The organism is Advenella mimigardefordensis DPN7 (assembly GCF_000521505.1).
Taxonomy (GTDB): Bacteria; Pseudomonadota; Gammaproteobacteria; order Burkholderiales; family Burkholderiaceae_B; genus Advenella; species Advenella mimigardefordensis.
This window is the reverse complement of record NZ_CP003915.1, coordinates 1,119,590-1,144,941: the sequence shown is the minus strand read 5'-3', so window position 1 is coordinate 1,144,941 and position 25,352 is coordinate 1,119,590. Positions and strand designations below refer to the sequence as shown.

18 protein-coding genes and 1 tRNA gene are annotated in these 25,352 nt (G+C 55.8%); 4 read left to right on the top strand and 15 right to left on the bottom strand.

The window, feature by feature from the left end; genetic code table 11:
- Positions 1-528: 528 nt before the first annotated feature.
- The 8 genes from MIM_RS05200 to sodC form a co-directional block, all read right to left on the bottom strand.
- Complete coding sequence (locus MIM_RS05200; protein ID WP_084458921.1) at positions 529-1,344, bottom strand: heme ABC transporter ATP-binding protein; 816 nt, start codon at positions 1,342-1,344, stop codon at positions 529-531.
- Positions 1,341-2,351: a FecCD family ABC transporter permease gene (locus MIM_RS05195; protein ID WP_025371708.1), complete on the bottom strand. Its 1,011-nt coding sequence runs from the start codon at positions 2,349-2,351 to the stop codon at positions 1,341-1,343. The genes MIM_RS05200 and MIM_RS05195 overlap by 4 nt, the downstream gene beginning before the upstream one ends.
- Entirely contained in the window at positions 2,341-3,186 is an 846-nt protein-coding gene (locus MIM_RS05190; RefSeq protein WP_025371707.1) for a heme/hemin ABC transporter substrate-binding protein, read from the bottom strand. Before MIM_RS05190 ends, MIM_RS05195 begins: the two co-directional genes overlap by 11 nt.
- Before the next feature lie 62 nt (positions 3,187-3,248).
- Positions 3,249-4,286, bottom strand: coding sequence for a hemin-degrading factor (locus MIM_RS05185; protein WP_025371706.1), 1,038 nt, complete (start codon positions 4,284-4,286; stop codon positions 3,249-3,251).
- 83 nt (positions 4,287-4,369) lie between these two features.
- Positions 4,370-6,691 carry a TonB-dependent hemoglobin/transferrin/lactoferrin family receptor gene (locus tag MIM_RS05180; RefSeq protein ID WP_025371705.1) on the bottom strand — a complete coding sequence of 774 codons (2,322 nt, stop codon included), beginning with the start codon at positions 6,689-6,691 and terminating at the stop codon, positions 4,370-4,372.
- A gap of 541 nt (positions 6,692-7,232) precedes the next feature.
- On the bottom strand, positions 7,233-7,730 hold the full coding sequence (gene rraA, locus MIM_RS05175; RefSeq protein ID WP_025371704.1) for a ribonuclease E activity regulator RraA: 498 nt from the start codon (positions 7,728-7,730) through the stop codon (positions 7,233-7,235).
- A gap of 136 nt (positions 7,731-7,866) precedes the next feature.
- Positions 7,867-9,375 carry a patatin-like phospholipase family protein gene (locus MIM_RS05170; protein ID WP_158318696.1) on the bottom strand — a complete coding sequence of 503 codons (1,509 nt, stop codon included), beginning with the start codon at positions 9,373-9,375 and terminating at the stop codon, positions 7,867-7,869.
- A gap of 133 nt (positions 9,376-9,508) precedes the next feature.
- Positions 9,509-10,042 carry a superoxide dismutase family protein gene (gene sodC / locus MIM_RS05165; protein WP_025371702.1) on the bottom strand — a complete coding sequence of 178 codons (534 nt, stop codon included), beginning with the start codon at positions 10,040-10,042 and terminating at the stop codon, positions 9,509-9,511.
- A 373-nt stretch (positions 10,043-10,415) separates the two neighbouring features.
- Between sodC and MIM_RS05160 the strand changes: the two genes are divergently transcribed.
- Positions 10,416-11,849 carry an aldehyde dehydrogenase family protein gene (locus tag MIM_RS05160; RefSeq protein WP_025371701.1) on the top strand — a complete coding sequence of 478 codons (1,434 nt, stop codon included), beginning with the start codon at positions 10,416-10,418 and terminating at the stop codon, positions 11,847-11,849.
- Positions 11,850-11,886: 37 nt separating this feature from the next.
- Positions 11,887-12,639, top strand: a complete 753-nt coding sequence (locus MIM_RS05155; RefSeq protein WP_025371700.1) for an SDR family oxidoreductase — start codon at positions 11,887-11,889, stop codon at positions 12,637-12,639.
- A 29-nt stretch (positions 12,640-12,668) separates the two neighbouring features.
- Here MIM_RS05155 and MIM_RS05150 read toward each other — a convergent pair whose 3' ends face one another.
- From MIM_RS05150 to MIM_RS05125, 6 genes are all read right to left on the bottom strand, one after another.
- Entirely contained in the window at positions 12,669-13,856 is a 1,188-nt protein-coding gene (locus MIM_RS05150) for an MFS transporter (protein WP_025371699.1), read from the bottom strand.
- Between the two features lie 157 nt (positions 13,857-14,013).
- Positions 14,014-14,811 (bottom strand): hypothetical protein, encoded by a 798-nt coding sequence (locus tag MIM_RS22005; protein ID WP_025371698.1) that lies wholly within the window; start codon positions 14,809-14,811, stop codon positions 14,014-14,016.
- Positions 14,812-15,123 carry a hypothetical protein gene (locus tag MIM_RS05140; protein WP_158318695.1) on the bottom strand — a complete coding sequence of 104 codons (312 nt, stop codon included), beginning with the start codon at positions 15,121-15,123 and terminating at the stop codon, positions 14,812-14,814.
- 220 nt (positions 15,124-15,343) lie between these two features.
- Positions 15,344-15,419 (bottom strand) — tRNA-Lys (locus MIM_RS05135).
- A gap of 104 nt (positions 15,420-15,523) precedes the next feature.
- Entirely contained in the window at positions 15,524-17,749 is a 2,226-nt protein-coding gene (locus MIM_RS05130; RefSeq protein WP_407638148.1) for a TIM-barrel domain-containing protein, read from the bottom strand.
- A gap of 132 nt (positions 17,750-17,881) precedes the next feature.
- Positions 17,882-19,882: an FAD-dependent oxidoreductase gene (locus MIM_RS05125; protein ID WP_025371695.1), complete on the bottom strand. Its 2,001-nt coding sequence runs from the start codon at positions 19,880-19,882 to the stop codon at positions 17,882-17,884.
- A 227-nt stretch (positions 19,883-20,109) separates the two neighbouring features.
- Between MIM_RS05125 and MIM_RS05120 the strand changes: the two genes are divergently transcribed.
- Together MIM_RS05120 and mgtE are read left to right on the top strand one after the other, a co-directional pair.
- A complete protein-coding gene (locus MIM_RS05120; RefSeq protein ID WP_025371694.1) occupies positions 20,110-20,961 on the top strand; it encodes an inositol monophosphatase family protein in 852 nt (283 codons plus the stop codon).
- 20 nt (positions 20,962-20,981) lie between these two features.
- A complete protein-coding gene (mgtE, locus tag MIM_RS05115; RefSeq protein WP_025371693.1) occupies positions 20,982-22,463 on the top strand; it encodes a magnesium transporter in 1,482 nt (493 codons plus the stop codon).
- Positions 22,464-22,598: 135 nt separating this feature from the next.
- Here the strand turns inward: mgtE and secA are convergent, their stop codons facing one another.
- Positions 22,599-25,349: a preprotein translocase subunit SecA gene (secA, locus tag MIM_RS05110; RefSeq protein ID WP_025371692.1), complete on the bottom strand. Its 2,751-nt coding sequence runs from the start codon at positions 25,347-25,349 to the stop codon at positions 22,599-22,601.
- Positions 25,350-25,352 lie beyond the last annotated feature (3 nt).

The following is a 25,352-nucleotide window of genomic DNA, read 5'->3' as shown; positions in this document are numbered from 1 at the left end:
GGTGTTGCCTCCTAATGCCTGCAGACAAAACGGCAGTATGAACACCTGTGTGTAGGCACGCATAGGTTTTTACAGCACCGGCAAGAACAGGATCCGGTTTGCCGTGGTTCTAACGGTCCGACCGATCACGTTCTCTGCCCGGCTGCATGCCGGTCTGCCTGCCGGGTCACACGACCACCATTACGTGCACAGGCACAAATGCATTCATTCCCAGCCTGCCACAAGCGCGATATGGGCACCATCCATTGCGGCACCCCACACAGGGATCATGCCATAACTTGATGACGTATACAAACCAGTACCCACTTTGGCAAATAATGTCTGATTGTTTGGCCTCATTGCTGCTCGCGTGCGAGGTGACGGCGCCGGACTTGTGCCAGATCACGGGCGGTCATAACATGGCAGGTCAGGTCAGATGATAAGTTGCCTATGACCCGGTGTAGCATCCGGGCTGCAACGATACAAAGAGGATAGCCACCTTGCCCCGGCAGGAACGCATCGGTCGGCCCGAGCGGCGTGAACGGACGGCTACTCCCAGACGACCAGTACCTTGCCTTGCTTGAAGGGGTGAGGCAGGGTCTGGCTGTAAATGCCATAAGTGGCATACAGGTGCTCGCGGGTGAGCACCCGTTCCGGCGTATCACAAATGACCAGTTCACCGTCGGCCAGCAACGCAATGCGATCACAATACTGCGCCGCCAGGTTGATATCATGGACAATCACCATCACGCCCACCTCATCCCGGTGCGCCAGATCTGTCACGATACGGAAAAAAGCGTGCTGATGCTTCGGGTCCAGGGCCGAGGTGGGTTCATCCATCAACAGGTACCGTGTCTGGCCATCATGGCGTCGGGCCAGCAATTGCGCCAGCACCCTTGCAAATTGTACGCGCTGTTTTTCACCGCCGGACAGTGTCACCCACGAGCGGTCAAGCAGATCCGGCACGCCTGCGGTTTGCGCCGCGTGCTGCAATAATGCACTCGCCACGCCTGGATCCAGTTCCGGAAATGGATACAGACCCATCTGAATAATTTCCCGGATGCCCAGATCAAAGGTCAGGCCGCTCCCCTGGGGCAGCACCGCCCGCTGACGCGCCTGCGCCCGCGTTGACTGCGTGGCAATATCCTTCCCATTGATATAAATGGTACCCGTATCGTGTGAACGCACGTCCTGGTTTTCCTGCGCCAGAATAGACAGCAACGTGGATTTACCGGCACCATTGGCACCAAGCAGCGCCAGCACCTCGCCCCGTCTGATCTCAATTGAAATATCCCGCAGTACCTGGCGCTGACCGCGCGTTGCGCAGATATCAATACCGCGCATGCATTGCTCCATGACGGTCATCGCATATTCCTTTTTACCAGCAACCAGAGAAAGAACGGACCGCCGATAAGACTGGTTACCAGGCCAATGGGCAGTTCCGCCGGAATCACCACAATGCGCGCCAGCCAGTCTGCCATCACCAGGGCCAGGGCGCCGCCTGCCATGGACGCCGGCAGCAAGTGGCGATGATTCGCACCCATGATCATGCGCAGACAATGTGGCACCACCAATCCGACAAAGCCGATGCTGCCCGTCACCGCCACCAGTGGCCCGACAAGCAGTGCGATGCCAACGATCAGACGCCGCCGCAGATGCTTCATGGAAAATCCCAAATGGGTGACTTCGCGCTCACCCAGCAGCAGTGCATTCAGTGCCCGCCACTCGCGGCACAACAACAGACAGATAAGCAGCGTCCAGGGGCCCAGCAAGCCGATCGTACGCCAGTTGGCTGACGCCAGGCTACCCATGCCCCAGAAAGTAAGATCACGCAATTGGGTGTCGGTCGCGATATAGGTTAGCAAGCCGATCAGGCTGCCGGAAATCGCATTAATGGCAATACCGGCCAGCAGCAAACCGGCAACGCCGGCATAACGCCGTCCAACCAGATAGGCCAGCCAGGTGCTAAGCAGACTACCGGCGAACGCCGCAAAGGAAATGACCCAGAACCCGGCAGCAGTAAGCACAATGGCTGCCACCGCACCCAACGCGGCACCTGCCGAGACACCGATCAGGCCGGGCTCGGCCAGCGGATTACGAAATAAAGCCTGCATGACCACGCCCGATAGCGCCAGCGCCGCACCGGTGACAACACCGAAGACAACCCGCGGCAGACGGATATCCAGAAAGATCTGGCGCAGCAACTGGGTTTCGTCACCCTGCCCGCCCGTGAGCACCGGCCACCATTGCTGGACCGGAATGACCACCGCCCCGCTGACGCTGCCCAAAATAATAGCGCCCAGCAATATGAGCAGCAAAATGGTAAAGGACTTCCTGACCCTGCCCTGACCCGGCGCAGCATTAATTGGCATGGCCGGCAGCAGCCTTCAATTGCGAGATTGCCAGGTCAACCCGGGGGCCCATGCCCAGTGCGAGCAAATCATCCATCACGACAATACGATTGTTTTTGACGGCAGGCGTAAACGCAATGGCGGGATCGGCCTTGAATTGATCAATGCCACCCGCCGCCTGCAGCGACCCTTTGGTGACAATGATCATTTCCGGCTTCAGCGCCAGCAGGCTCTCTGCAGACACCGGCTTGTACCCATGCTGAGACTTCAGGACATTTTCCAGCCCGGCCATTTCCATGATGGCACTGGCCGTAGTGTCGCCTCCGGCCATCAATTTAGCTCCGGTACGATTCAGGATAAGTACCGTACGCAGACTTTCGCTGGGCGTGTCCTGCGCCTGCTTCACCCGAGCCTGAATATCGGCGGCCAGCGCCTTGCCTTTTTCCGGTACGTCCAGGGCCTGCGCAATTTGATCGATCCGTTCGTATAGGGAGTTTAGGGTTGGCTTATCTGAAACAGTAATCACATCTACACCAACTGACCGGACTTTCTCCAGCGAAGCAGGCGGACCGGCATTTTCAGAAGCCAGCACCAGATCGGGTTTGAGCGACAGGATGCCTTCGGCCGGCACAGCGCGATAATAGCCCACGCGCGGCAGTTTGGTCGCTGCCTCGGGATACAGGCTGGATTGATCGTCTGCAACCAGCTTGTCCTGCATGTTCAGATCGTAAATGATTTCCGTCACCGTGCCACCCAGGGAAACGATGCGCTGCGCCTGCTGCGCGCCGGCACTGCCACAGAAAAAACTGGCGGCGGCCAGTATGGCAAGACAACGTATGACGGCATGTTGTTTCATTGACTGATTCCGTTTAACTGATTCCGTTTAATTGATTCCGTTTGCCTGAGTTGGCCATGCCATCAGGCGGCCAGCGGTTGCTTGCAAAACGATTCCAGCAACTCACGCCATTGGCGGATTTCAGGCACGCCAGGTTTGCGCGCACCGAAGAACTGGACAATTTGTTCACCGTCTTCAGTATAGCCTTCCAGTGAGGTAACCCAGCCATCTTCCGTGGGTTTATTCACGATCCAGGTACTGTGAACCGCCGTGGTGTTCAGATGCAGGTTGAATTTGGGATCCAGAATATTGAACCAGGGTCCGGTACGCATCAATTTTTTGATCGGGCCGGAATGGATCTGAATCATGCCTTTATTACCGACAAAGCACATGATGGGCAGATCCGATTCCGCGGCTTTGTGCAGCATGACTTCGATGGCATCGTTGTCTACGCGCTGCGCCAGATCGTCTCCGGCGCTTTCCAGCACTTGCACACGCGGCAGATTCCATTTTTTTAACAAGCCGGCAAAATCATGAGTATCGGTCATCGCCAGCCAGTCTTCGCGCAACAGTTCAGGCACTTCACTGGCATAGGCTTTGGGCGCTTCCGGTGTTCTGTCCACAGCAGCAGGTTCCTGATTGCCGGCGCGGAATTTTTCAACCAGCGCATCGTAAGCGGCCATGTCGGTTTGATCCGTGCAATATACCTTATGCAACGCCATCCCTGCACCGTCAAAAAACTGGATGCTCTTGCGGCCATTCTGCGTGACCGCCCAGGCATATTTCCAGCTGGAGAAAAACACGCGCAGATCCAGGTCTGCACCCAGCACCAGACCAACCGGGCCATTCCCCACCTTGACTGATTCATAATGGCCGTGGCGTTCATGAACACACCATTCATTGCGTGTCAGCAGCATGACGCCGCCCAGCGTTTGCAGCTCCCTGAAAATCGTCTGCGCCGTGCCTTCCAGCAGCGTGGCATCAATATCGCCACATTGTGCCGCAACCAGTTCCATTTCACTGACGTCCAGTTTCTCTGCCGCATTGCGCACACGCAATTTGGGGTCTTCCTGCAATAATGCATCGTAACGGACTTTCAAATCAGTACTCGGTTGTGTCATGGGTCTCTCTCTTCTGGTAACTAAATGGTTCTGACCGGGTCATCCTGCGACGGCCCGGTCAGTCTTAAATAATATATCGCCGGTCAATATTGGTAGATGACGGACACCCGCAGATAGCGGCCAGCTTCGGAATAATAGTCTACCGGACGAGCGATGGCAGACGCCCCCGCAGTAGGCACGTTCAGTGCATTCCAGTATTTTTTATCAAACAGATTGACCACGCTCAGCTGAAATTTGACACCCTTCAGGCTGGCAGGCGCCCACCAGCCATGTACATCAAGCGTACCATAACCTGGTGCCTTGAAATCAGCATTGGGCGCATCTGCAGTGGGATCCGGATACTGCACTTTATCGCGTTTGGCCGCCAGTGTCCATACGGTCTCTGCGCCCCACTGCGGCGTTCTGTAGCCCAGTGCCAGCGTGCCTTTAAGCGGTGCAACCGAGTTCAGATGCTGACCTGTTTCAAGGTCCTTGCCTACCGTCCAGGCGGCGGTCGCGCGGGTATAAAGATTGTCATTGATGTTCCAGTAACCCATGGCTTCGGCGCCATAAATGCGGACACGATCACGATTGGCATAGGTCGTGACGCCCATTGGGTACAGCCCTTGTTCACGCAATGCATAGAAAGGAGAATCGGGACCAACCGGAACATTCTCGTCGATAAAATCCTTGTAGCGTGTTTCAAAGATATTCAGGGAACCGCCAACAACCTGCCCTCTGGCCTGAAGGCCCAGTTCCCAGCCGCGGCTGCGTTCGGCTTTCAGGTTCGGATCACCCTTACGCATATAGTTGGCCGGAGAGCCATACTGCAAAAACAGCTCCGGCGCAGTTGGCGCGCGGTAGCCATAGCCATAGCGGGCAGTGAAACGATAGATGTCGGACGCATTCCAGGCGAACTCCAGCGATGGCGAGGCCTGGTTGCCACTGCGATTGCGCAGCTCACTTTCATAACCATTCTGGTTGGATGCAAATCCGCCACCGGTCTGCGGCTTGCGAGACCATGCATCGTAGCGCAATGCCGGGGTCAGTTCGAACCGGCCATCGTTCCATATAAACGCATGACTGGCAAACAGCGACCAGTCGCGGCTTTTGACTTTAGGTGTGTCACTCTGGTTGGAATGCAGGAAATCGCAAGTGCGTGGTCCCATGCGCGCGGGCAGGCCGGCTGGAATATCAGGGCAATTATCGACCCCGGCCGAGTACTGCTCATAGGTATCGTCAGCGAATGTCCCGGCCACGGTCCAGTGACCACGCAACGCAGCGTTTCCCCAATATCCGCCCGCATTCAGATTGAGGCCCCAGCCCTTTTGTTCAATGCTGTTACTTCGTTCATACAAGCCGCTGGGATAGCCGTACTTATAGGGATCACCCGGTATGGCAAACGCACGCCCGTCTTTATTGCGGAAAGCATGCTGATTTTCTTCCAGGCGGGTCTTGCTCCAGTAAAGCTGAACGCCTGCCTGATCCAGCGCAGAGTAAGCCTGCGTTGACTTGTAGTTATAGTCTGCCCAGATACGATCGCGGCTGATTCTCTCTGTCATTTTATTATTGCCAATTGCAAAGGCACTGGTATTCTGGTCATGCATCAGATCGATATCGCGGTCCAGCCGGAAGGTGCTCGCCCCCAGACCAAGCGTATGGCCCGGCGCCAACTCATGCTCAAGCCGCAGCCCTACGTTCTTGCGGGTGTAATCGGCTGGATTCATCTTGGTGCGCGTAGCACCGTAACCACCGATATCGCCACCATTTTTGACTTCGCTGCCGGTATGGATGCCGTATTGAATCAGCATTTTGGTGGAAGCGCCCAGGCGGGCTGCGAAGGCCGTATCGCCACCAATGCTGTTATCCAGGCCATCATGTGTGCCTTTGATCAGAAAACCGATATCCTTGCCGTCAGCCAGCAGATCATCCGGCCGCAGGCCGCGCAGCATCACCGTGCCGGTCAGGCCGGAGGTATTGCCGGCACCGGCGCCCCGCGCCACATCAACGGAGGAAAGCGTATTGAAATTGATGGTTTCCAGCCCCCCTTTGACATCACGGCTGCCATCCTGCAACCATGGTAGAGGAATACCGTCTTCCAGAATCCGGACCCGATTGCCATCCAGGCCTCGCATATTGACACTGCTATTGCTGCGGTTGAAATCCAGCCCGGGAACGAGCCGGCCCAGATCAGACCAGTTCTGCACCTGTTTGTCTGTGATTTCAGACGCGCTGGTGCGCGTTTCCCAACTTGGCGCTGCTGCTTCTGCCTGCGCGTGGACCGCGCTCAGCTTCGCAACGGCGGCGGTCGACGGTGCAACGGTGCTACCGCTCTCTGTCGCGGCCTGGGCATAGACCGCACCGGTGCAAAGTAGCGATGCAAGCACAGTGAGGCGATAGGAAGGGAGAGAAGCTGCTTTTATCATGACGGGGTAACGAAGAACGCTCGGAGAACGATCCTGGCTCATCCATTCAAGTTTGAATGAAGGACCAGAGATACACGTTGAAATAACTGAAACCGAATAATACTACAAATGATAATCGTTATCAATGCTATTAGTATTGATAACGATCGTTCTTATCCAGAAGTTGAACAACGCCCGCTTCTGTGGCCCCGCCCATCCCATTCTTTCCGCATGATGCATGAACAGGCCAATAACGATGCCCCGCTGCAGGCCGGATGCATGGCGTGCTTTTCGCGAACGAGGATGGGGAAAAGAGGAAGGTTTTGAAATACTGCTGCGCCTGAATCTGCTGCGCGCACAACATGGCGCCGGCGCGGCACTAGGGCATGACAGCACCAGGACATGACAACACCAGGGCATGACGGCATCACGGCCGGCCATAGTAGAACCGCCAACCTGACCCATAATGCAGGCGCGTTGCGGGGGCATTGCCGGAACCGGCCTGACCAGAAAGACACGCCGGTGCCCGCACTGCACGTGCCTCGAAGGACGCTGCTGAGGGTTACAACACCAGCGCCTGCTCAGAAACCACGATGCCATCAGCATCGCTGTACAGATACTGCCCGGGAACAAAACGTACATTGCCGAAAGTAACCGGCACATCAATCAGGCCCAGGCTGTTTTTCCCGCTTTTGCGCGGATTGGTGCCCAGCGCTTTGACGCAAAAATCCATGGCATCAATTTGCTCACTATCCCGGATCGCACCATACACGATAATGCCGGACCAGCCATTATCCTGTGCCAGCTTGGCGATCATATCGCCGACCACGGCACAATGCAGGGATGCAGCCGCATCGACCACCAGCACGCCGCCCTGCCCGGGTTCGGACAGGACCTGGCGAATGAAGGTATTGTCTTCAAATACCTTAACCGTACGAATCTGGCCGGCAATGGCACGTTTGCGGCCGAACAGCCTGAACTGGGTATCGCAGGACGGCAGCGTCGGGTGCTGATCCATAATATCGCAAGTGACCAGCGCGGTAAGGGGTGAAACAGGCATGACAAACTCCGGTAATGGGTAGACGTAAACAGCCATTGTTATACCATCAGATCGACGCAACAAAAAGCACTCCAGCGCATCATAAGGTGCCGCGTCTGGCCGCAACGCCCGGATCTGACATTGCCCCCTTTCGGCGTTAACCTCCCGAATACAAGACCTCTATACTGCGGCTTGTCGCAGGAGACCGTGCCGTATCGGATTCCCCTGCAGTTGATGAAGCTGACGGCGCCGACCGTGCTGACCGGCCTGCCGGTGCTGCGACAGCGCTCGCCGCAGGTCGTGGCGACAACTGGCCGCCCAGCTCACGCAACAGCGCCTGATAATCGGGATTCTGCCGCAATGTCTGCCTGCCCGCTTCGATCAGCGCATCGACATCCTTGCGATTGACAGTAAACAATGTAGGAATGCGCAGCAGATGCTGGCGCGGTACCGATAGCCCAGCGGGCGCATCGCGCAGGCTGACCGGCACCACATGCAACTTCGCCTGGGGGGCAAGCAAGGCCTGTAATTGCGGGTTCAGCGATTTTCTCAATGAGTCCCAGTATCTGCTGGTGTCCTGCACCATCTGCATCGTCTGCGTGGTTACCCTGGCAGAGGTACTGAACATGATGGTGTCAAAGACGTCCAACAAGCCGGGAACATGCTCACTTTTGTCTATATTGACACTGGGTTCGCGCTCGGCATTGACGACCACAAACACCACCTTCCTGACCGTGCCCTCGCTGATCTGGCCACGGCGCAACTGGCCGATGCCAAGCGTGACACGATCCATCAGACCACGCACGCCCAGGTTATCCGACAGTCCGCCATCCACCAAATGAATGTAGGGCCGGTTTTTGCTGTCCAGATAGCCCAGGACATCCGAGCGATAGGCGCGCATCCGGTAATCGCCCTGCAACCGGGACACTTGCTCACGCTTGTGCATGGAATAGTCACATTGCCCGGCGTAGTTTTTAAGCGTCAGCGGCGACAGCACCATGGGTACGGCAGCCGACGAGGCCACTGCAAACGAGAGCGGAATCTTGCGGATATCGGCACACATTGTGGCCAACTGGTCAGGTGAAAATTCAAAACTTGTGCCCTGCGATAAATCGGTTGCCAGCACAATCAAATCTGCATTCGGATTGCGGTACAAGTCCTCATAGGTTTTGCCGTCAAAGAGCAGATCCAGTTTCTGGGCCAGCACATGCCCGCGGCCGACTGTGGGTGACACGGCAGCGGCAAAATTTTGCGGACTGAAGATGGCCGACACCAGGCTCTGCTGGAAATTCTTGTACAGGTAATCGTTTTTAAACGCCGGGAAGGTTTTGCTGCCATTGAGCGCATAATAGGCGGCGATGATGCTGCCGCCTGATACGCCACGCACCACATCGACCTGGCTGAGCAGAGTTTGACTGTGACCGTTCCACTGTATGCGTGTGTCGGCCAGTTCTCTGAGCACCCCATAACCAAACGCAGCCGCGCGCGCCCCGCCCCCGGAAATACTCAGAATCATGACAAACGAGGGATCAGACCGCTCATTGAGCCGCGCCGAATCTACGCCGGTATCAGGCGTGCCGGGCGGCAGTGGCGGATTGCGCCACGGTGTGAGCGACGAGCATGCAGAAAGCGCCAGCAGAAAAACAATGAAGACAAATTTACGCATCCACATGGCGGCCTATTGGGTGAAGAGACACTCATTATATGCAATAGTCCGCCCCGGCATCCTCATCCGGCCGCTTGCGGCACGCGTCGACAGCGCTGCCCGATCCACGGGCCACGGCCCGCGAGCCACGACGCTATTTAATCACGCCGCATACCATGCGCCCGCCGCCACCGCCAAGTTCCTTGGGATGATCTGAATAATTATCACCGCCTTCATGAATCATGAGCGCATGCTGCTGCACGTCGGACAGGGCTTTAAGGCGTGGCGCCAGCACCGGATAGGTGGATGTGCCATCTGCAGCGACAACCAGTCCCGGCAGATCTCCCAAATGCCCCTCATCGCTATAGGGACCTTCATGCTTGCCGGTTTTCTTCGGATCCAAATGGCCACCAGCCGCCTGGGCCGGTACCGTTTTTCCGTCTTTTTCAGCGGCATCACAACTGGCATTCTCGTGAACGTGAAAACCATGCACGCCGGCGCTAAGGCCTTTAAGCTCAGGTGTAAAAAGCAGACCGAATGGCGTCTCGCTGATCGTTACCTGCCCCACTTCCTTGCCCGCGCCCGAGGTGGTCGCCTCATTCATGGTCACTTTCAGTTCTGCGGCACCTGCTGCAGACATCAATCCTGCAGCCAACACCCCTGCCAGTAGCAATTTTTCCAGTTTCATAGCGTACTCCCTGAATGAACACAACAAAATGAAAGGCTAACATTCAAAACGAAGCCATCAAATCAATGTTTCAATTGCTTAATACTGGATGCAAATTTGTCATGAACGCCCTCATCGGGATATCAGTATTCGCGCAGCCACCACGAACCCTCACACAGACCAGCAACCGGCAAGTACCGCAAAGCGTCGATGCGGGCGCCGCCTGGCACCAGCCCCCTGCACCTATCTGAAATAGAAAAGCCCGGGTTTCAAAAAGATAAAGTATGCGCTAAGGGTTTTACCTGTGTGGCGATACCGTATATATCCTGTCTAATAACTGGGGAAATAAGATGAGACAACCTGAACCAGGATGTAAACCAAAGGACAATCGACAATGCCACAAATGATCGTTAATGGACGCAAGACAGATGCAATATCCGGCCAAAAGCTGGATGTGATTTCGCCGGTAGACGGCGCCGTTTTTACCCAGATTCCACGCGGCGGCGAAGCCGATGTCGATCTTGCAGTCAAGGCAGCAAGAATTGCCGCTGAAGGTCCGTGGAAAAAATTCACAGCACTCGAGCGCGGCCGACTGCTGGTCAAATTAAGTAACCTGATTCTGGAGAACGCAGAAGAACTCTCTCAACTGGAAGCCAGGGATACCGGCAAGGCGATTTCTTCGGCAAGAAACGATATTCAGGTGATGGCCCGCTATTTCGAATTTTATGGCACCGCCGCAGACAAAGTGCATGGTGAAGTGATTCCCTTTTTGAACGGCTACTCGGTGCAGGTGATCAGGGAGCCCCTGGGTGTCACGGCGCATATCATCCCGTGGAACTATCCGGCGCAAATGGTGGGCAGAAGTGTTGCACCGGCGCTGGCCATGGGCAATGCATGCGTGGTCAAACCGGCAGAAGATGCCTGCCTGTCGGTCATCCGGGTTGCCGAACTGGGACTGGAAGCGGGGCTGCCTGCCGGCGTATTCAATGTGGTCACCGGACTGGGAGAAGAAGCCGGTGCCGCCCTGTCTGCACATGAAGATATCAACTTCGTAACCTTCACCGGCTCCAATGAAGTGGGCGTGCTGGTGCAGAAAGCCGCCGCTGAACATGCCGTCAAGTGTGTGCTTGAACTGGGAGGAAAATCCGCTCACGTGGTCTTTAACGACGTGAATATGAAGCTGGCGATCCCGGCCATTGTAAAAGGGATTCTCGCCAACGCCGGCCAGACCTGCACCGCCGGCAGTCGTCTGCTGATACAGCGTGATGTTTTCAATGAGTTTATGGATCTTGTTGTCGAGGAATTTTCAAAAACAAGAGTGGGCACACCGGAGATGGACTTGCACTGCGGCCCGCTTATCAACAAATCGCAGTTCGACCGCGTCAACCGCTATCTGGAACAAGGTAAAAAAGACGGCCTGAAAATACTTGCACAGGGACAGATCGACCCAGGCGTCCCGGAGACAGGCTATTACGTCACGCCAACGCTTTTTGTGGCCGACAACCATGACAGCGATTTGTTGATGCAGGAGATTTTCGGACCGGTCCTGGTTGCACTGGCCTTTGATACCGAAGAACAAGCCGTACAACTGGCAAACATTACCGATTATGGCCTGATGGCTGCCGTCTGGAGCGAGAACGGCGGCATCCAGCAGCGGGTCGCCAAAGAAATGAAATGCGGGCAGGTTTATATCAATGGCTTTGGTGCCGGCGGTGGTGTGGAGCTACCCTTTGGTGGCGTCAAACGCAGCGGCCATGGACGTGAGAAAGGCCTGGTTGCGCTCGAGGAAATGAGCACCACCAAAACCATTATTCACTATCACGGCTAAGCCACTTCACTCTATATTCATTAAGGAAGCATACAACATGGCTGTTCTGGATAAAAAAATCGCTATTGTCACCGGTGCTGGCAGCGGATTTGGCGAAGGCATTGCCACTGCCTATATCAATGAAGGCGCCAAGGTCATTGTGGCCGATATCAACGAAGCGGCGGCCCGGCGCGTTGCCGATGCACTCGGGAACAATGCCAGTGCGTTTACGGTCGACGTCTCCAATGGCGAGCAGGTGCGGGCACTGGTCGCGCATTGCGTGGACACCTTCGGCGCCCCCGATATCGTGGTCAACAACGCCGCCATCACCCACAAAAACCAGCCCATGCTTGATGTGGACGAAGCGATGTTTGACCGGATGTTCGATATCAACGTAAAGTCCATTTATCATATGGCCCAGGCGGTGATCCCCCTGATGCGCAAAGCAGGTGCCGGCGTCATCGTCAATATCGGTTCGACAGCAGGCATCCGGCCGCGCCCCGGCCTGAGCTGGTACAACGCATCCAAGGGTGCCGTCAACGTGCTGTCCAAATCCATGGCGGTTGAACTGGGTCCAGACAACATCCGGGTCAATGCCATCTGCCCGGTCATGGGCATTACCGGTATGTTTGAATTGTTCATGGGCCTGCCCGACACACCGGAGAACCGCGCCAAATTCATTTCTTCCATTCCGCTGGGGCGCTTTTCCACACCCCAGGATGTTGCTGCGGCGGCTGTCTTTCTGGCCAGCGACGCAGCAGCGTTTCTCACAGGTATCGAACTGCCGGTTGATGGCGGCCGAACGGTATAAGGCAAACCTCTCTTACAAGAGCTGCGGGGTCATTTCTTACTGCCGCGCGCATGCGGCAAAAACCGCCAGAATATGGCAGCTGAAATAAAACCGAAGCCACCGGTCAGCATGACCCCCGCGCCCAGAGACACCAGCGCCGTCATACCCGACAGAAGAAACGGGCCGGCACTGGTGCCCACGTCACTGATCAGCCGCCACAGCCCAAGGAACTCTGTGCGTCCATGATCCGGGGATGCATCGGCACCCAGCGTCATATTAATACCCGAACCAAAGCCATTGCCCAGCCCCATCAATACAGCCACCGCAGCAAACGGCACGATCGTGTCTGAAAACGGCATGGCCGCGAACGATAATCCCATGATCAGCGTGCATGGCAGCGCCACCCATAGCCGCCCCCATTCATCCATGATTTTGCCCGCGGGATAAAACACCAGCATATCGCCGGCCGATGAAATACCGAATATGATCGCAGTGGTGGTCGGGCTCAGGCCGATATGATCGGCCCACAAGGGAATCACAATTTGTCTTGCGGCACGCATGGCGCTAATCAGCAAAACCGCCAGGCCAAGTGAAGCAAAAATGCCGGCGTGTTCCTGCGCAATCTGCAACATGCGTGGTCTCGCTACCGGTATGTCCTGCTCCTTGGGCGCCACGTGCAGATCCGGCATCAGATACGTAAGGATGGTAGAGGCGATGAGCGCAACGATACCAACCCAATACGCACCGGCCAGCCCCATAAAATGCATGGCGCCAGCGCCCACGAATGGTCCGGCAAACATACCAATACGGTTCACCCCCCCCAGAATAGACAAGGCCCGCGCACGCATATAAAACGGCACGGCTTCGATCATATACGTCTGACGCGCCAGAAAAAAGACCGAGGTGGACACGCCGATCAGCAATGCCGCCAGGGCCAGCAGTGAAGTATGAGAAGCGAAGATACACAGTAGCAGTGCGACGATGGTAATCGCCGATGCGCCCAGCAGCGCGCTACGTTCGCCGATGCGTGCGGTGATAAGCGCAGCGGGAATATTGGCCAGCAACGAACCCAGGCCGATCAGCGCGATGATCAGGCCCGCCAGGGCAGGCGTGGCACCCAGGTCACGGGCACTCAGCGCAATCACAGGCAGAATCGCACCGTTGGCAAAACCGAAAAGCAGCGAAGGACCATAGGCAGGAATGGCAATGCTTTTTAAACTGAAACTGCTGTCTGCCATGCGGGAATCCTTCGTCGGACATAATGAATATCAGCTATTTTACGCGCCCCGCCCTGCATTGCAGCACAAAACCGGATGGAAATTGACTGGAACTGACCTCTGCCACGCATCACGAGGCTAATTAATGATTGAGGAGTTTACCGAGCGCATTTACCCATCAGAAAGAATGGCAACCGCGAGAAAGGCCTATCGCTTCGGAGCGAAAATCCTGACAGTACTGTAAATCAAACAACGAAATGCTTTCCACTTCGTTCAATCGAATCACACATCTGAAATCCGAGAGCTTCGTCGTCGAAGCCTCTCCACTCACATTAAAGTTTTCAATCTTATTTTTCCGATAAACATCAATGTAATTACTATCAAAAGCAACCATTAAACTGTCTTTATCTCGATGCCCGCTAAGAAACGGAATAATCACTATATTATCGGAATCAATTCGTTCAAATTGTTCTTGATCTATAAGTCCAACATATACCTTTCTAGACTTTAACGAAATTTTTACCGGTTTTATTTCTAATGACGCATGTATAACGATATTTGAAATCGCGTCCTGTTTCCTAAGTTCGTCAACCCAATTCTTATTGCTTTCTTTCGCCAAATCTTGTTTAATTTTTTTTGGGCCCATTAAGATTGAAAGCAGACCTACGGATGCAACCCAAACATCCACTCCAGCAATTTGCTTATACCAAACCCATAAAGTAAACGATTCGACAGGTCGGGCGTCAACCCCCAATAGGTTGATAAAGAGCGAAAAAATTATTATTGCGCCGTACAACGTCACGAGTAAAGCTATGAACGTTACAAAACCAAGCCACAAAACACCAAGGCCGTGATTTCCAAGTAGAACATATGATTCCCACCCGGTACTTCGTTTTAGTATTGCTTTCTGGGCAGGTATAGCGGTGCAATGCCTGTATCCGAGTACAAGAATCAAAAGTACAAGTAAAAGTGCCATTTACCTGCTTTTTAAATTGATCTTTGAAAGACTGGCCAGATGTTTATTGATGTTATCTTGAACTTTTTGGTTTTTATAATTCAAGCGCATGCTTCCGTCGGCATCCAGGATCAAAACGTCATCCACGGAATTGGCGGCTTTAGGTGATGGTTCGAATTTTCGCCCCACGAAATCAGCTAATCGCATAACACGGTCAAGAACAACCATCGCCATCTCCTGAATAAGTAGGTTCAAAATTGAAACAATCCCAACAAACGGAATATAAGCCAAGATAGTTCCCTCAAGTTCCAATTGTATTACAGAACGCCCCACGAACAAACGCCCGACCAAGTAGTCTTAGGGCACATCCCCTTACCATTTTAATCAGACCCCGCTTCAGGAATGCCACGATCTCCTGGAACACCGCTACTGGTTAATCAAGACACGTTTACAGCACACCAACTTTTCCATACCAGTTCAAATTGGGCAATAAAAAAGCCGCTAATCCATTTTTAGGCTAGCGGCTAAGATATTCTTTCTACAAGAGTTTTCCTGGTGGGCTGGGCGAGACTCGAACTCGCGACCAATGGATTAAAAGTCCACTGCTCTACCGACTGAGCTACCAGCCCGGGAAAGAAAAAGATTATGACGGAATCGAGATTCGCTGTCAACACTTTTTGCACAATTGCGACAAAAAAATGTCATTTTTTTATCGCAAGGGGCATGACTACTTTTAACGCTCGCGCGAGATGCGCACTTCTGCGCCGCGGCGTTTTACTTCAAGACCATCTGACTGAAGAATTTTCAGGCCCTCCAGCCCTTTGATATAACTGGAGCCCTGCATCTGCATGACACGAATCTTGTTACGCATGACCACCGGATTGTGCATAGGCATGCCAAACATCCATACTTCGTCCAGGATCCGTGCCGAGTTAAACTCACCCATATGCCGCAGGACGGGTCCCAGACAAAGCATATGGCCTTCGCGACCGAAGACCGGTACGGAATCCAGGCCACACTCGATGGTCAGCACCTGACCGCCCTCGTAGCGCTGATTCAGGTTCAGATCCCACCAGGCATCACCCTCGGGCAGATAGACATTGACCGACGTACCCGGCTGCAGCACCGGGGCGACAAGCAGCGCCGGGCCCAGCATATATTGCTGATCCCAGGCCCGCGCCTTGGCATCGTCCGGGTATGCCAGCGCCATCATGCGCTGCACAGGCAGACCGGTGCGTACGGCATCTTCTATGACGCCATTAATATAGGGCACCAGACGATAGCGCAACTCAAGCAAGGTACGGATTTTTGCCTGTATCTCTTCCGGATAGGCATCGGGCAGAAGCGCCGGCGCAGCCTGAAAGGCAAACCCGGCAGAAAACACACAAAGCCCCAACATACGCAGGTACAACGTCGCATCCAGCGGCTTATCACCGTCCAGTTGCGCCGGGTTACCCAGCTCATGCGTGACGGCAATCACGCCGCTGGCCTGAATCGACAATGCCTGCCGCAACCACTGCGTAAGACCATCCCAGTCATTGGCAGAGGCAGGTGTTTTTTGCCAGGCCACGCGCTGCACGGCCATAATCAGATCGGCAGAAGGCACCACGCCCTCTGTCGGCGTCTTGTTCATGGAAACGGCATCGAACAATGCCCGGCGCAGCAACAGCGGATACAGCTCCCGCAGCAACGCGCCGGATTCACCATTGCGCGCACTGACTGCGTCGGAAATCTCTACCGGAAAGGAACTCTGGAAAGCGCCAACGCCTTCGTCGACCAACTGGTGATGTCGTTCAACCCAGAACGCATAGGCATCCTTGTAGGTCAGATCCAGCAGCCCGAATGGCACATTGCCGTTTTCCGGCACACCATCAAAGACAAAGGCATTGCCATCGTCGTCTGTCAGCAGCCAGCCGCGGTCTTCCAGATCATCGAACAGTACCGATTCGCGTGGCACACCGGGGAAGGACGGGACACAGACTTCAAAAAACTTCTCGCGCAGCGCGGCAAGCGAGCGACGCGCATCGTCCATACGACGGTCATCCCACTCCAGCACCAGCTTGTCGGCCTGAAACTGCACCATGGACGGCTGGGCAAAATCCAGTACATCCAGAGGAAACTGAGCCTGTCGCAGCGCTTCGGCCTGCGCGATAAAGCCTGGCGTGGACTGCCCCGGCTGCTGCTTAAGCCATGCGCCCATTGCCCACAACGGCGGCTGACCAGCTCTGCCGGTGAGTGCAGAATACTGATTGAAAATTTCGGGGACGTCGCCGGCAAACAGAAATAAATCAAAAACCGGGCCATCCATAAAAATCTGATAGGTGCCGGGATTATCTTCCGTGCCAGGGTCGTGCATGACCCGCTCAAGCGAGTTCGCGTAGATTCCCCAACCCTGCGGATTCCAGGCCAGCGGCAAATAACGGAAGTCGTTCAGGTCGGAAACCAGCTCCACGCCGCGACGGTTGAAGTCGCCGGTCGTTTCACCCAGCCCGAAAACGGGCTCATTCTCTGGCAGATCGAACATGACAGACCAGTGAGCAGGCTGCCCATCCTCGGACTCCATGACCAATGGGGTTTCGAAGTCATCATCGCTGCGCAAAATACACGAGTCCCCACGGAACAGCGAGATTTTGAGCGGACTATTGCCAATGACCAGGGAAACATCACCCTGAGTGAAACGCCAGCCGGACTCGTCAATCAGCGACTCGGTGAGCATCTCGCCAATGCACTCTTCGCGGGCGATAGTGAGCGCCTGGCGCTGCTTCTGCCTTGCGGTTTGTTTCTCTTCGGAAAGCCTGTCAGGCAACCCTGCCAGGATCCTGAATACGCCCGGGCCATGAGCCTCGACACGCAATAATAAATCAGTGTCCGTCGAAAACTCGGCATGCGTTGCATGAGCGGACTTGAATACAAGACGATCAAATTGAATCACGTGAGTTCTTTTCAGTGAGGGGGAAATACCGGAGCATGGCAACGGGGAAGCGTTTCCCTTAAAAACGCTTATTTTGACTCATTTACCACACAAAATAAAATCAATTTCGTGTTTTGGCTAAAAAACAAAGCAGATGTAACCTTTTTGCATGCGATTTTTTTAGCGCGGTGCCACTGCCTGGAGCAAATCACGCTCCAGAGGAAGCGGCTCGGCATTGAGCATGGCAGCGATAACATCCCCCGCCAATGCCGACCAGGTCAGCCCATGAGAGGCATAGCCGCAGGCCAGCCACAGCCCTGGCGCGTGCCGCACCGGGCCAAACGCTGGCAAGCGCCCGCGGATGACCGCCCGGCTGCCGGCCCAGCCGGTAAAGAGCGGCGCGTCGCTCTGCTGAGACGTCGGTGTACCTGCTGTCGTTGCGTTGTCCCCAACTGCGTCCTGATTCGTCTCGCCCACTGCTGCCGGTTCGCCACGCGAACCCGCTTGCGGCAATCCAGCAAGGGGTACGCCCGTCGACAGCGCATCCACCACCGGCTGCAGGGCCGCTGCGTCCAACGCCGGTGCCAGCTTGCTCACAATGTGCTGCTGACCCAGGCGGGTACACCCCTGCGCAGCAGGCTCCCGTTCGTAGGTGCTGCCCAGCACGCATTGCCCCTGCACCGGCGGCAGAAAGTAGCCTTCTGCCCCAATAACACTGACAGGCACCTGTGGCAACATGGCCGTCGGTACGTGCATGACCTGCCCGGCCAGCGTATCCATGGACATGATTGCCGGCATGGCGGCCTGCGTGCGCCCCGAGCGCAGGGTCTGCTGATCCAGGCCGCTGGCGGCCAGCAAAGCCGGCGTGCGAGCGGCTGCCGCCAGAATCACGGTATCGCATTCGGCGATCACCAGGGGCTCGCAGCTCCCATGAGATCGCAACTGCCAGCCTTGTGCGCCCTTCTGTACAGCATCAACTTGCTGCCCATGGCAAACAATATTGGGATGGGACAACAGCCTGCGAATCAGATTGGGCGGTGAAACCGTCATGCCTTTGGCGAAGTACGCGCCCGGGCGCAGGACAGCAACCCCCGCCTGCTGTTCAGCCTGCTGCGGTTCGCTCAGGCGAACCCACCCTTGCGGGTAAGCCATGGCCCGCACCGCCTGTAACAGATCGCGCGCATGGCCTTTACTGCGCGCCAGCTCCAACGTGCCGCTGCGTGAGGGGATGATATCGGGGCCAAAGTCTGCCCAGCGCTGATGGGCACGATACACACCTGCCCGGCTTAATCGCGCCTTGAAATTATCGTCAACGGAAATAAGCGGCGTGAGGGCTGCGGCAAGGTGACCTGCCTGCGGTCCCGGCTGATCCGGCGCCAGGGCCGGGTCTGTCACGTGAACCTGCCAGCCTCGCAAGGCCAGCGCATAGGCTACCCCCGCACCGGCAAGGCCACCGCCAACCACCCAGGCGGTACGGTCCGAGGCAGCCGACGGCTTGGCCGGTTTATGCAGTTGCGCCAGAAGCATCTGCCACGGCTGGGCTACGGAATGTAAAGCCACGCCCCGCGCGCCTTTGCTTCTGATGGCCTGTTGCAGCGCCTCGAGTACCGCCTGTGGTGCGAGCACTGCCAGCTCTGGCGCCGCAATCCGCAAGAGGCTATCGGCATAATGCGTTATTCCTGCGATCTGGCTGGTCGAATCCACCAGAACCAGATCCACCATCGCCACCAGTTGCGAGAAGGTCTGCGCGGACGGGCCGATAAAACGCGTTACGGTAAGCCGATGTGCCGGCGCTTCAAACCGGTGTACGCCAGGCAGCAGCGGCACGCCGGTATCATCGGTCATTGCCAATAACGCGGTCAAGGCCGTATGGACGTCCTCCTCACCTTCAGCCGGATTGTCAGTTGCCCAGCGGGGCACCGCCGATACGGTATCAGTCGAATCGTCCGTCTCGTACCCCGTTGCTGCAAAAGGATTGGCGTTTGCCTCAAAAGATACCAAATGCAATTGCGCCTGCGCCGGTGCGTGGCGCTGCCAGTGCGCCTGCAGCGTTGCTGCCACCTGAGCGCGTTTAGCGGTCAGCACAAGCACAGTAAAGACGCGCTCGCGCTGCATGCTTTGCTGCAGATGCACCATTGCCCGTTCCAGCACGTCACTGAAATTGTCCAGCGCATCAACCATCAATCCTGCTCCTCACCGCTCACTCACACAGACATGGGCGCACAAACGCACAAACCGGCGCCGGTTGCGCCGGATCGGCCCTGCGTTGCAATCGCGTCACGCCCACAAAGAATACCGGGTTTTGTCGCAATGCGAACCCCGGACCAAGGTATTCATTTTATAATCTTTCGATTATCGGGATTTATCCCGGCTGCTGTTCCGATTCAATTCCAGACGGAGTATCACGCATGTCATCTTCCCTCATCGACTTCGGTATTGCGCTTGATGCCGGCATCAAGGCAGCCCATGCGGGAGCCTCGGTACTGCAGGCCTATTCGCATCGCCGATCAGACCTGATCATTGATCACAAAGCCAGAAATGATCTGGTGTCTCAGGCCGACAAGGAAGCAGAACAGGCCATCCTGGAGGCCTTCGCCGAATTAACCCCGCAGTTTGGCATCGTAGCCGAAGAAACCGGCGGCAAACCCGAGGGTGCGGCTACCTGGTATATCGACCCGCTGGACGGCACAACCAATTATTTGCATGGCATCCCGCACTATGCCGTGTCGCTCGGGCTCATTGCCCATGCAGGTACCGTATTGCCACAAGCCACCGAGCCGCTCACTCGCGACACCCCCGTCGTGGCGATTGTGTACGACCCCAACCGCGAGGAGTTGTTTACCGCCGTGGCCGGTACCGGCGCCTGGCTTAACGGCCAGCGTATCGCCTGCTCAAAAACAAACGCACTGGCCGATTCATTGCTGGCAACAGGATTCCCGTTTCGGGATTTTTCCTTCGAAGATCAATACATGCCCATTTTCGATACGGCCATCCATAGCACGCGCGGCCTGCGGCGCAATGGCGCCGCCGCGCTGGATCTGGCCTGGGTCGCCTGCGGGCGGGTCGATGGCTACTTTGAAATGGGTCTGGCGCCATGGGACGTAGCCGCCGGCGCACTGCTGGTCCGGGAAGCACATGGGCGTGCAGAGGATATGTATGGCAAAGACCCCTGGCCCATCAACGGTTATGTCGTCGCCTCGGGCAATGGTCTGTTTGCGGCACTCTCCGCCATGATCAGCCCTCATCTCAAACCTCGGTAGCCTAACGGGTAGTAACAGTCATGGCGCAAGAAAATCAGCAATCGCCCGAAGCCGTCCTGGTCCATGTGCCGCGCAGACTCGATACCGAGGATGCGCAACTGGCGCTTGAGCGCATTCAGGAATTGCTGAAAAAACATGCGATTGTCGAGCAACTGGTACACCGTCAGGAAGCCGGGGACGATCAGTCGACACTGGTCGAAGGACTGATCCGGCGCCAGCACGAAGCTGAACTGAGCAATACCCTGAATGCCCTGCACCCGGCAGACATCGCATTTATTCTGGAATCGTTACCGACCGAAGAACGCCAGCTGATCTGGAGCCTGGTCAATTCCAAGTACGATGGCGACATTCTGCTGGAAGTAGACGACTGGGTTCGGGAATCGCTGATTGCATCGATGGATCGGGCCGATCTGCTGGCCGCTACCGAAGACCTGGATGCCGACGAACTGGCCGATCTGGCCGCCGACCTGCCCCCGGACATTGTGGCCGAGGTACAGAAAGGCCTGACCGATGCTGAAAGAGCACAACTGCTCGAAGCGATGGGCTACCCCGAAGGGACGGTCGGCGCCATCATGGACTTCGACATGGTCCGGGTGCGCGAGGACGTGACGCTGGAAGTGGTACTGCGCTATCTGCGCCGCCTCAGCGAACTGCCGGACCACACCGATCAGATTTTCGTGGTGGATCGTGGCGATCAGATCCAGGGTGTGCTCTCCATTTCCCGACTGCTGGTCAGCGATCCGGAAACCATTGTGAAGGACGTCATGAACACGGACTATCTTTCACTGGGCCCGGATGACGAAGACCGTGAAGCGGCCAGCGCGTTTGAACGTTACGATCTGGTTTCCGCACCCGTGGTGGATCAGCAAAACCGATTAATCGGCCGGCTGACCATTGCTGAAGTGGTGGACGTGATCCGCGAAGACTCGCAGGAACAGGACTTGTCACGCGCCGGTCTGCAGGAAGAAGATATTTTCGCTCCCGTCTCCAACGCGATCCGCAACCGGGCACCCTGGCTGTTCCTGAATCTGTGCACCGCATCGGTCGCCTCATATGTGGCATCACAGTTTGAAGACACCGTCAGCAAAATCGTGATTCTGGCTTTTCTGATGTCCATCGTGGCGGGTATTGGCGGCAACTCCGGCAACCAGACGATGACGCTTGTCATTCGCGCCCTTGCCATGGGCCGCATCACCTCCAATAACGTGAAGTCACTGCTGCGACGTGAATTTGTGGTGACATTTCTGGTTGGCATTTCCGGCAGCCTGGTCGCCGCCGTCTTTGCGTGGCTCGTCTCACACAGTATTTCTATTGCGGCGGTGATGATGGCCGCGCTTGTCTGTAATATGCTGATCGGTGCCATGCTGGGGGTGCTGATTCCCCTGACACGCGACCGCTTTGGCAAGGATCCCGCCATGGGATCATCGGTTCTGCTGACCTTTGCGACCGATTCACTGGGATTTTTTGTCTTTCTGGGGCTGGCAAACCTGTTTCTTATCTGACAACAACCCGCCCTCACATTCGGGCCGGGCACGCGTCACCCACCCCTTCTATCCATCCAGGTCATAAAAAATCCCTTACAGTGTTTTATGCTGTAAGGGATTTTTATTAGGCCCAGACCAATATGTATGTACGGATCAGGTCAGCTTGCCGTGACAGTGCTTGTACTTCTTGCCACTGCCACATGGGCACGGATCATTCCGTCCAACCCTGCCCACCATATTCTTGACGGTGATGCCACCGGCAGACACATCGCCCTGTTCATTGATGTCGGCATTTGCCAATGCTTCGTCGTAGTCAGAATGATGGAACTGCATATTGGACACATGCGACTGGGCAGCATCGGCTTCCGCCGCTTCAACCTGTTCCGGTGACTGGATCTGCACGGTCATCAACACGCGCGCTGTGTCATTTCGAACGCGCTCCAGCATGCCGGAGAACAGTTCGAAGGCTTCGCGCTTGTATTCCTGTTTCGGATCTTTTTGCGCATAACCCCGCAAATGGATGCCCTGACGCAGGTGATCCAGCGAAGACAAGTGTTCGCGCCAAAGCGTATCGATGGTTTGCAACAGGATAGCGCGTTCGAACGACACCCATTGTTCCTTGCCAACCAGCGCCACTTTGATGTCGTAGTTCTCGCGAGCCTGTGCCAGCACCGCTTCCACGATATCCTCGTCGCCCATATTGTCGTTTTTCTCGAGCATGTCGGTCAGGGGCACGCTGATCTGCCACTCGGCTTCCAGCGCCGTTTGCAGCGCAGGAATGTCCCATTGTTCTTCCATGCTTTCTGCAGGCACATACGTGCGTACGAAGTCGGTAATCGCCGCGTCGCGCAGGTTGGCAACCAGCGGACCGGAGTCTGCCTCTTCCAGCACTTCATTGCGCTGTCCGTACAGCACTTTGCGCTGGTCATTGGATACATCGTCGTACTCAAGCAATTGCTTACGGATGTCGAAGTTGCGACCTTCTACCTTGCGCTGGGCCGATTCAATGGAACGCGACACCATTCTGGCTTCTATCGGTTCGCCATCGGTACCCAGGCGATCCATAATTGCCCGAACACGCTCGCCTGCGAAAATACGCATGAGCGAATCATCCAGCGACAGATAGAAGCGCGACGAACCGGGGTCCCCCTGGCGTCCGGCACGGCCCCGCAGCTGGTTATCGATACGACGCGATTCGTGTCTTTCGGTACCGATAATGCGCAAGCCACCGGCCTCTTTGACCTGCTGGTTAATGGGCAGCCATTTTTCACGGATAGCGGCAATGCGCTCTTCTTTCTGCTCTGCGGTGAGCGTATCGTCTGCACGAACCAGAGCTATGGCCTTTTCAATACTGCCACCAAGCACAATGTCGGTACCACGGCCGGCCATATTGGTTGCGATGGTGATTTTGCCCGGTTTACCCGCTTCGGCAACAATTTCCGCTTCACGCGCATGCTGCTTGGCATTGAGCACATCGTGCGGCAGATTTTCTTTTTTCAGCAACTCAGACAACACTTCTGAGTTTTCAATACTCGTAGTACCCACCAGAACCGGCTGATTGCGCTCATGACAATCGCGGATATCCTTGATGATAGCGGCGAATTTTTCCTGATCGTTCTTGAAAATCTGGTCGTTCTGATCGTTCCGGATCATCGGCAGATTGGTCGGAATAATGACCGTTTCCAGACCATAGATTTCCTGAAATTCGTAGGCTTCGGTATCCGCCGTACCCGTCATCCCAGCCAGCTTTTTGTACATGCGGAAAAAGTTCTGGAAGGTGATTGACGCCAGCGTCTGGTTCTCGTTCTGGATCGCTACGCCTTCCTTGGCTTCCACCGCCTGGTGCAAACCGTCGGACCAGCGGCGTCCCGCCATGAAGCGGCCGGTGAACTCGTCCACAATCACGATTTCGCCGTCGTTGACCACATAATGCTGATCGCGGAAAAACAGATTGTGAGCACGCAAGGCGACCATCAGATGGTGCATGAGCGTGATATGGCGCGGCTCATAAAGGGATTCGCCCTCAGGCAGCATGCCCAGGCGGGTGAGAATGTCTTCGGCGTGTTCGTGGCCGGCCTCGGACAGATAAATCTGCTGGGATTTTTCATCCACCCAGAAATCGCCCTCTGGCTCCGGCTCTTGTGGCTTGGGCTCGGACGCCATGCGCGTGAGCATGGCCGGCACCTGATTCATTTTGACATACAGCTCGGTATTATCATCGGCCTGACCGGAAATGATCAGCGGCGTACGGGCCTCGTCAATCAGGATCGAATCCACTTCGTCGACAATGGCATACGTGAGTTCGCGCTGGCGCCGGTCTTCGGCGCGATATTCCATATTGTCGCGCAGATAGTCAAAGCCGAATTCGTTATTGGTACCATAGGTGATATCGGCACGATAGGCAGCCATCTTCTCTGCGTTATCCTGCTCAGGCACCACTACACCCACGGAAAGCCCCAGAAAGTTGTATAGCCGCCCCATTTGCTGCGCATCACGACGCGCCAGGTAGTCATTGACGGTGACCACGTGCACGCCCTTGCCCGACATGGCATTCAGATACACCGGCAGCGTACTCATCAGCGTTTTGCCCTCACCCGTACGCATCTCGGCAATTTTGCCGTAATGCAGGGTGATACCGCCGATCAGCTGTACATCGAAATGACGCATACCCAGTACCCGGCGCGAGGCTTCACGCACAACAGCGAAAGCTTCGGGCAGTAAGGCGTCCAGATCTCCGTCCTGCTGATAGCGCGCCTTGAATTCCTGGGTTTTCGCAGCCAGCTCCTCATCGGACAGGACTTCGACGGTTTTTTCCAGGCTGTTGATTCTGGAGACCAGTTTGCGATACTGCTTCAGAAGGCGATCGTTACGGCTGCCAACAATTTTTTTGAGTAAAGAAATCATTCT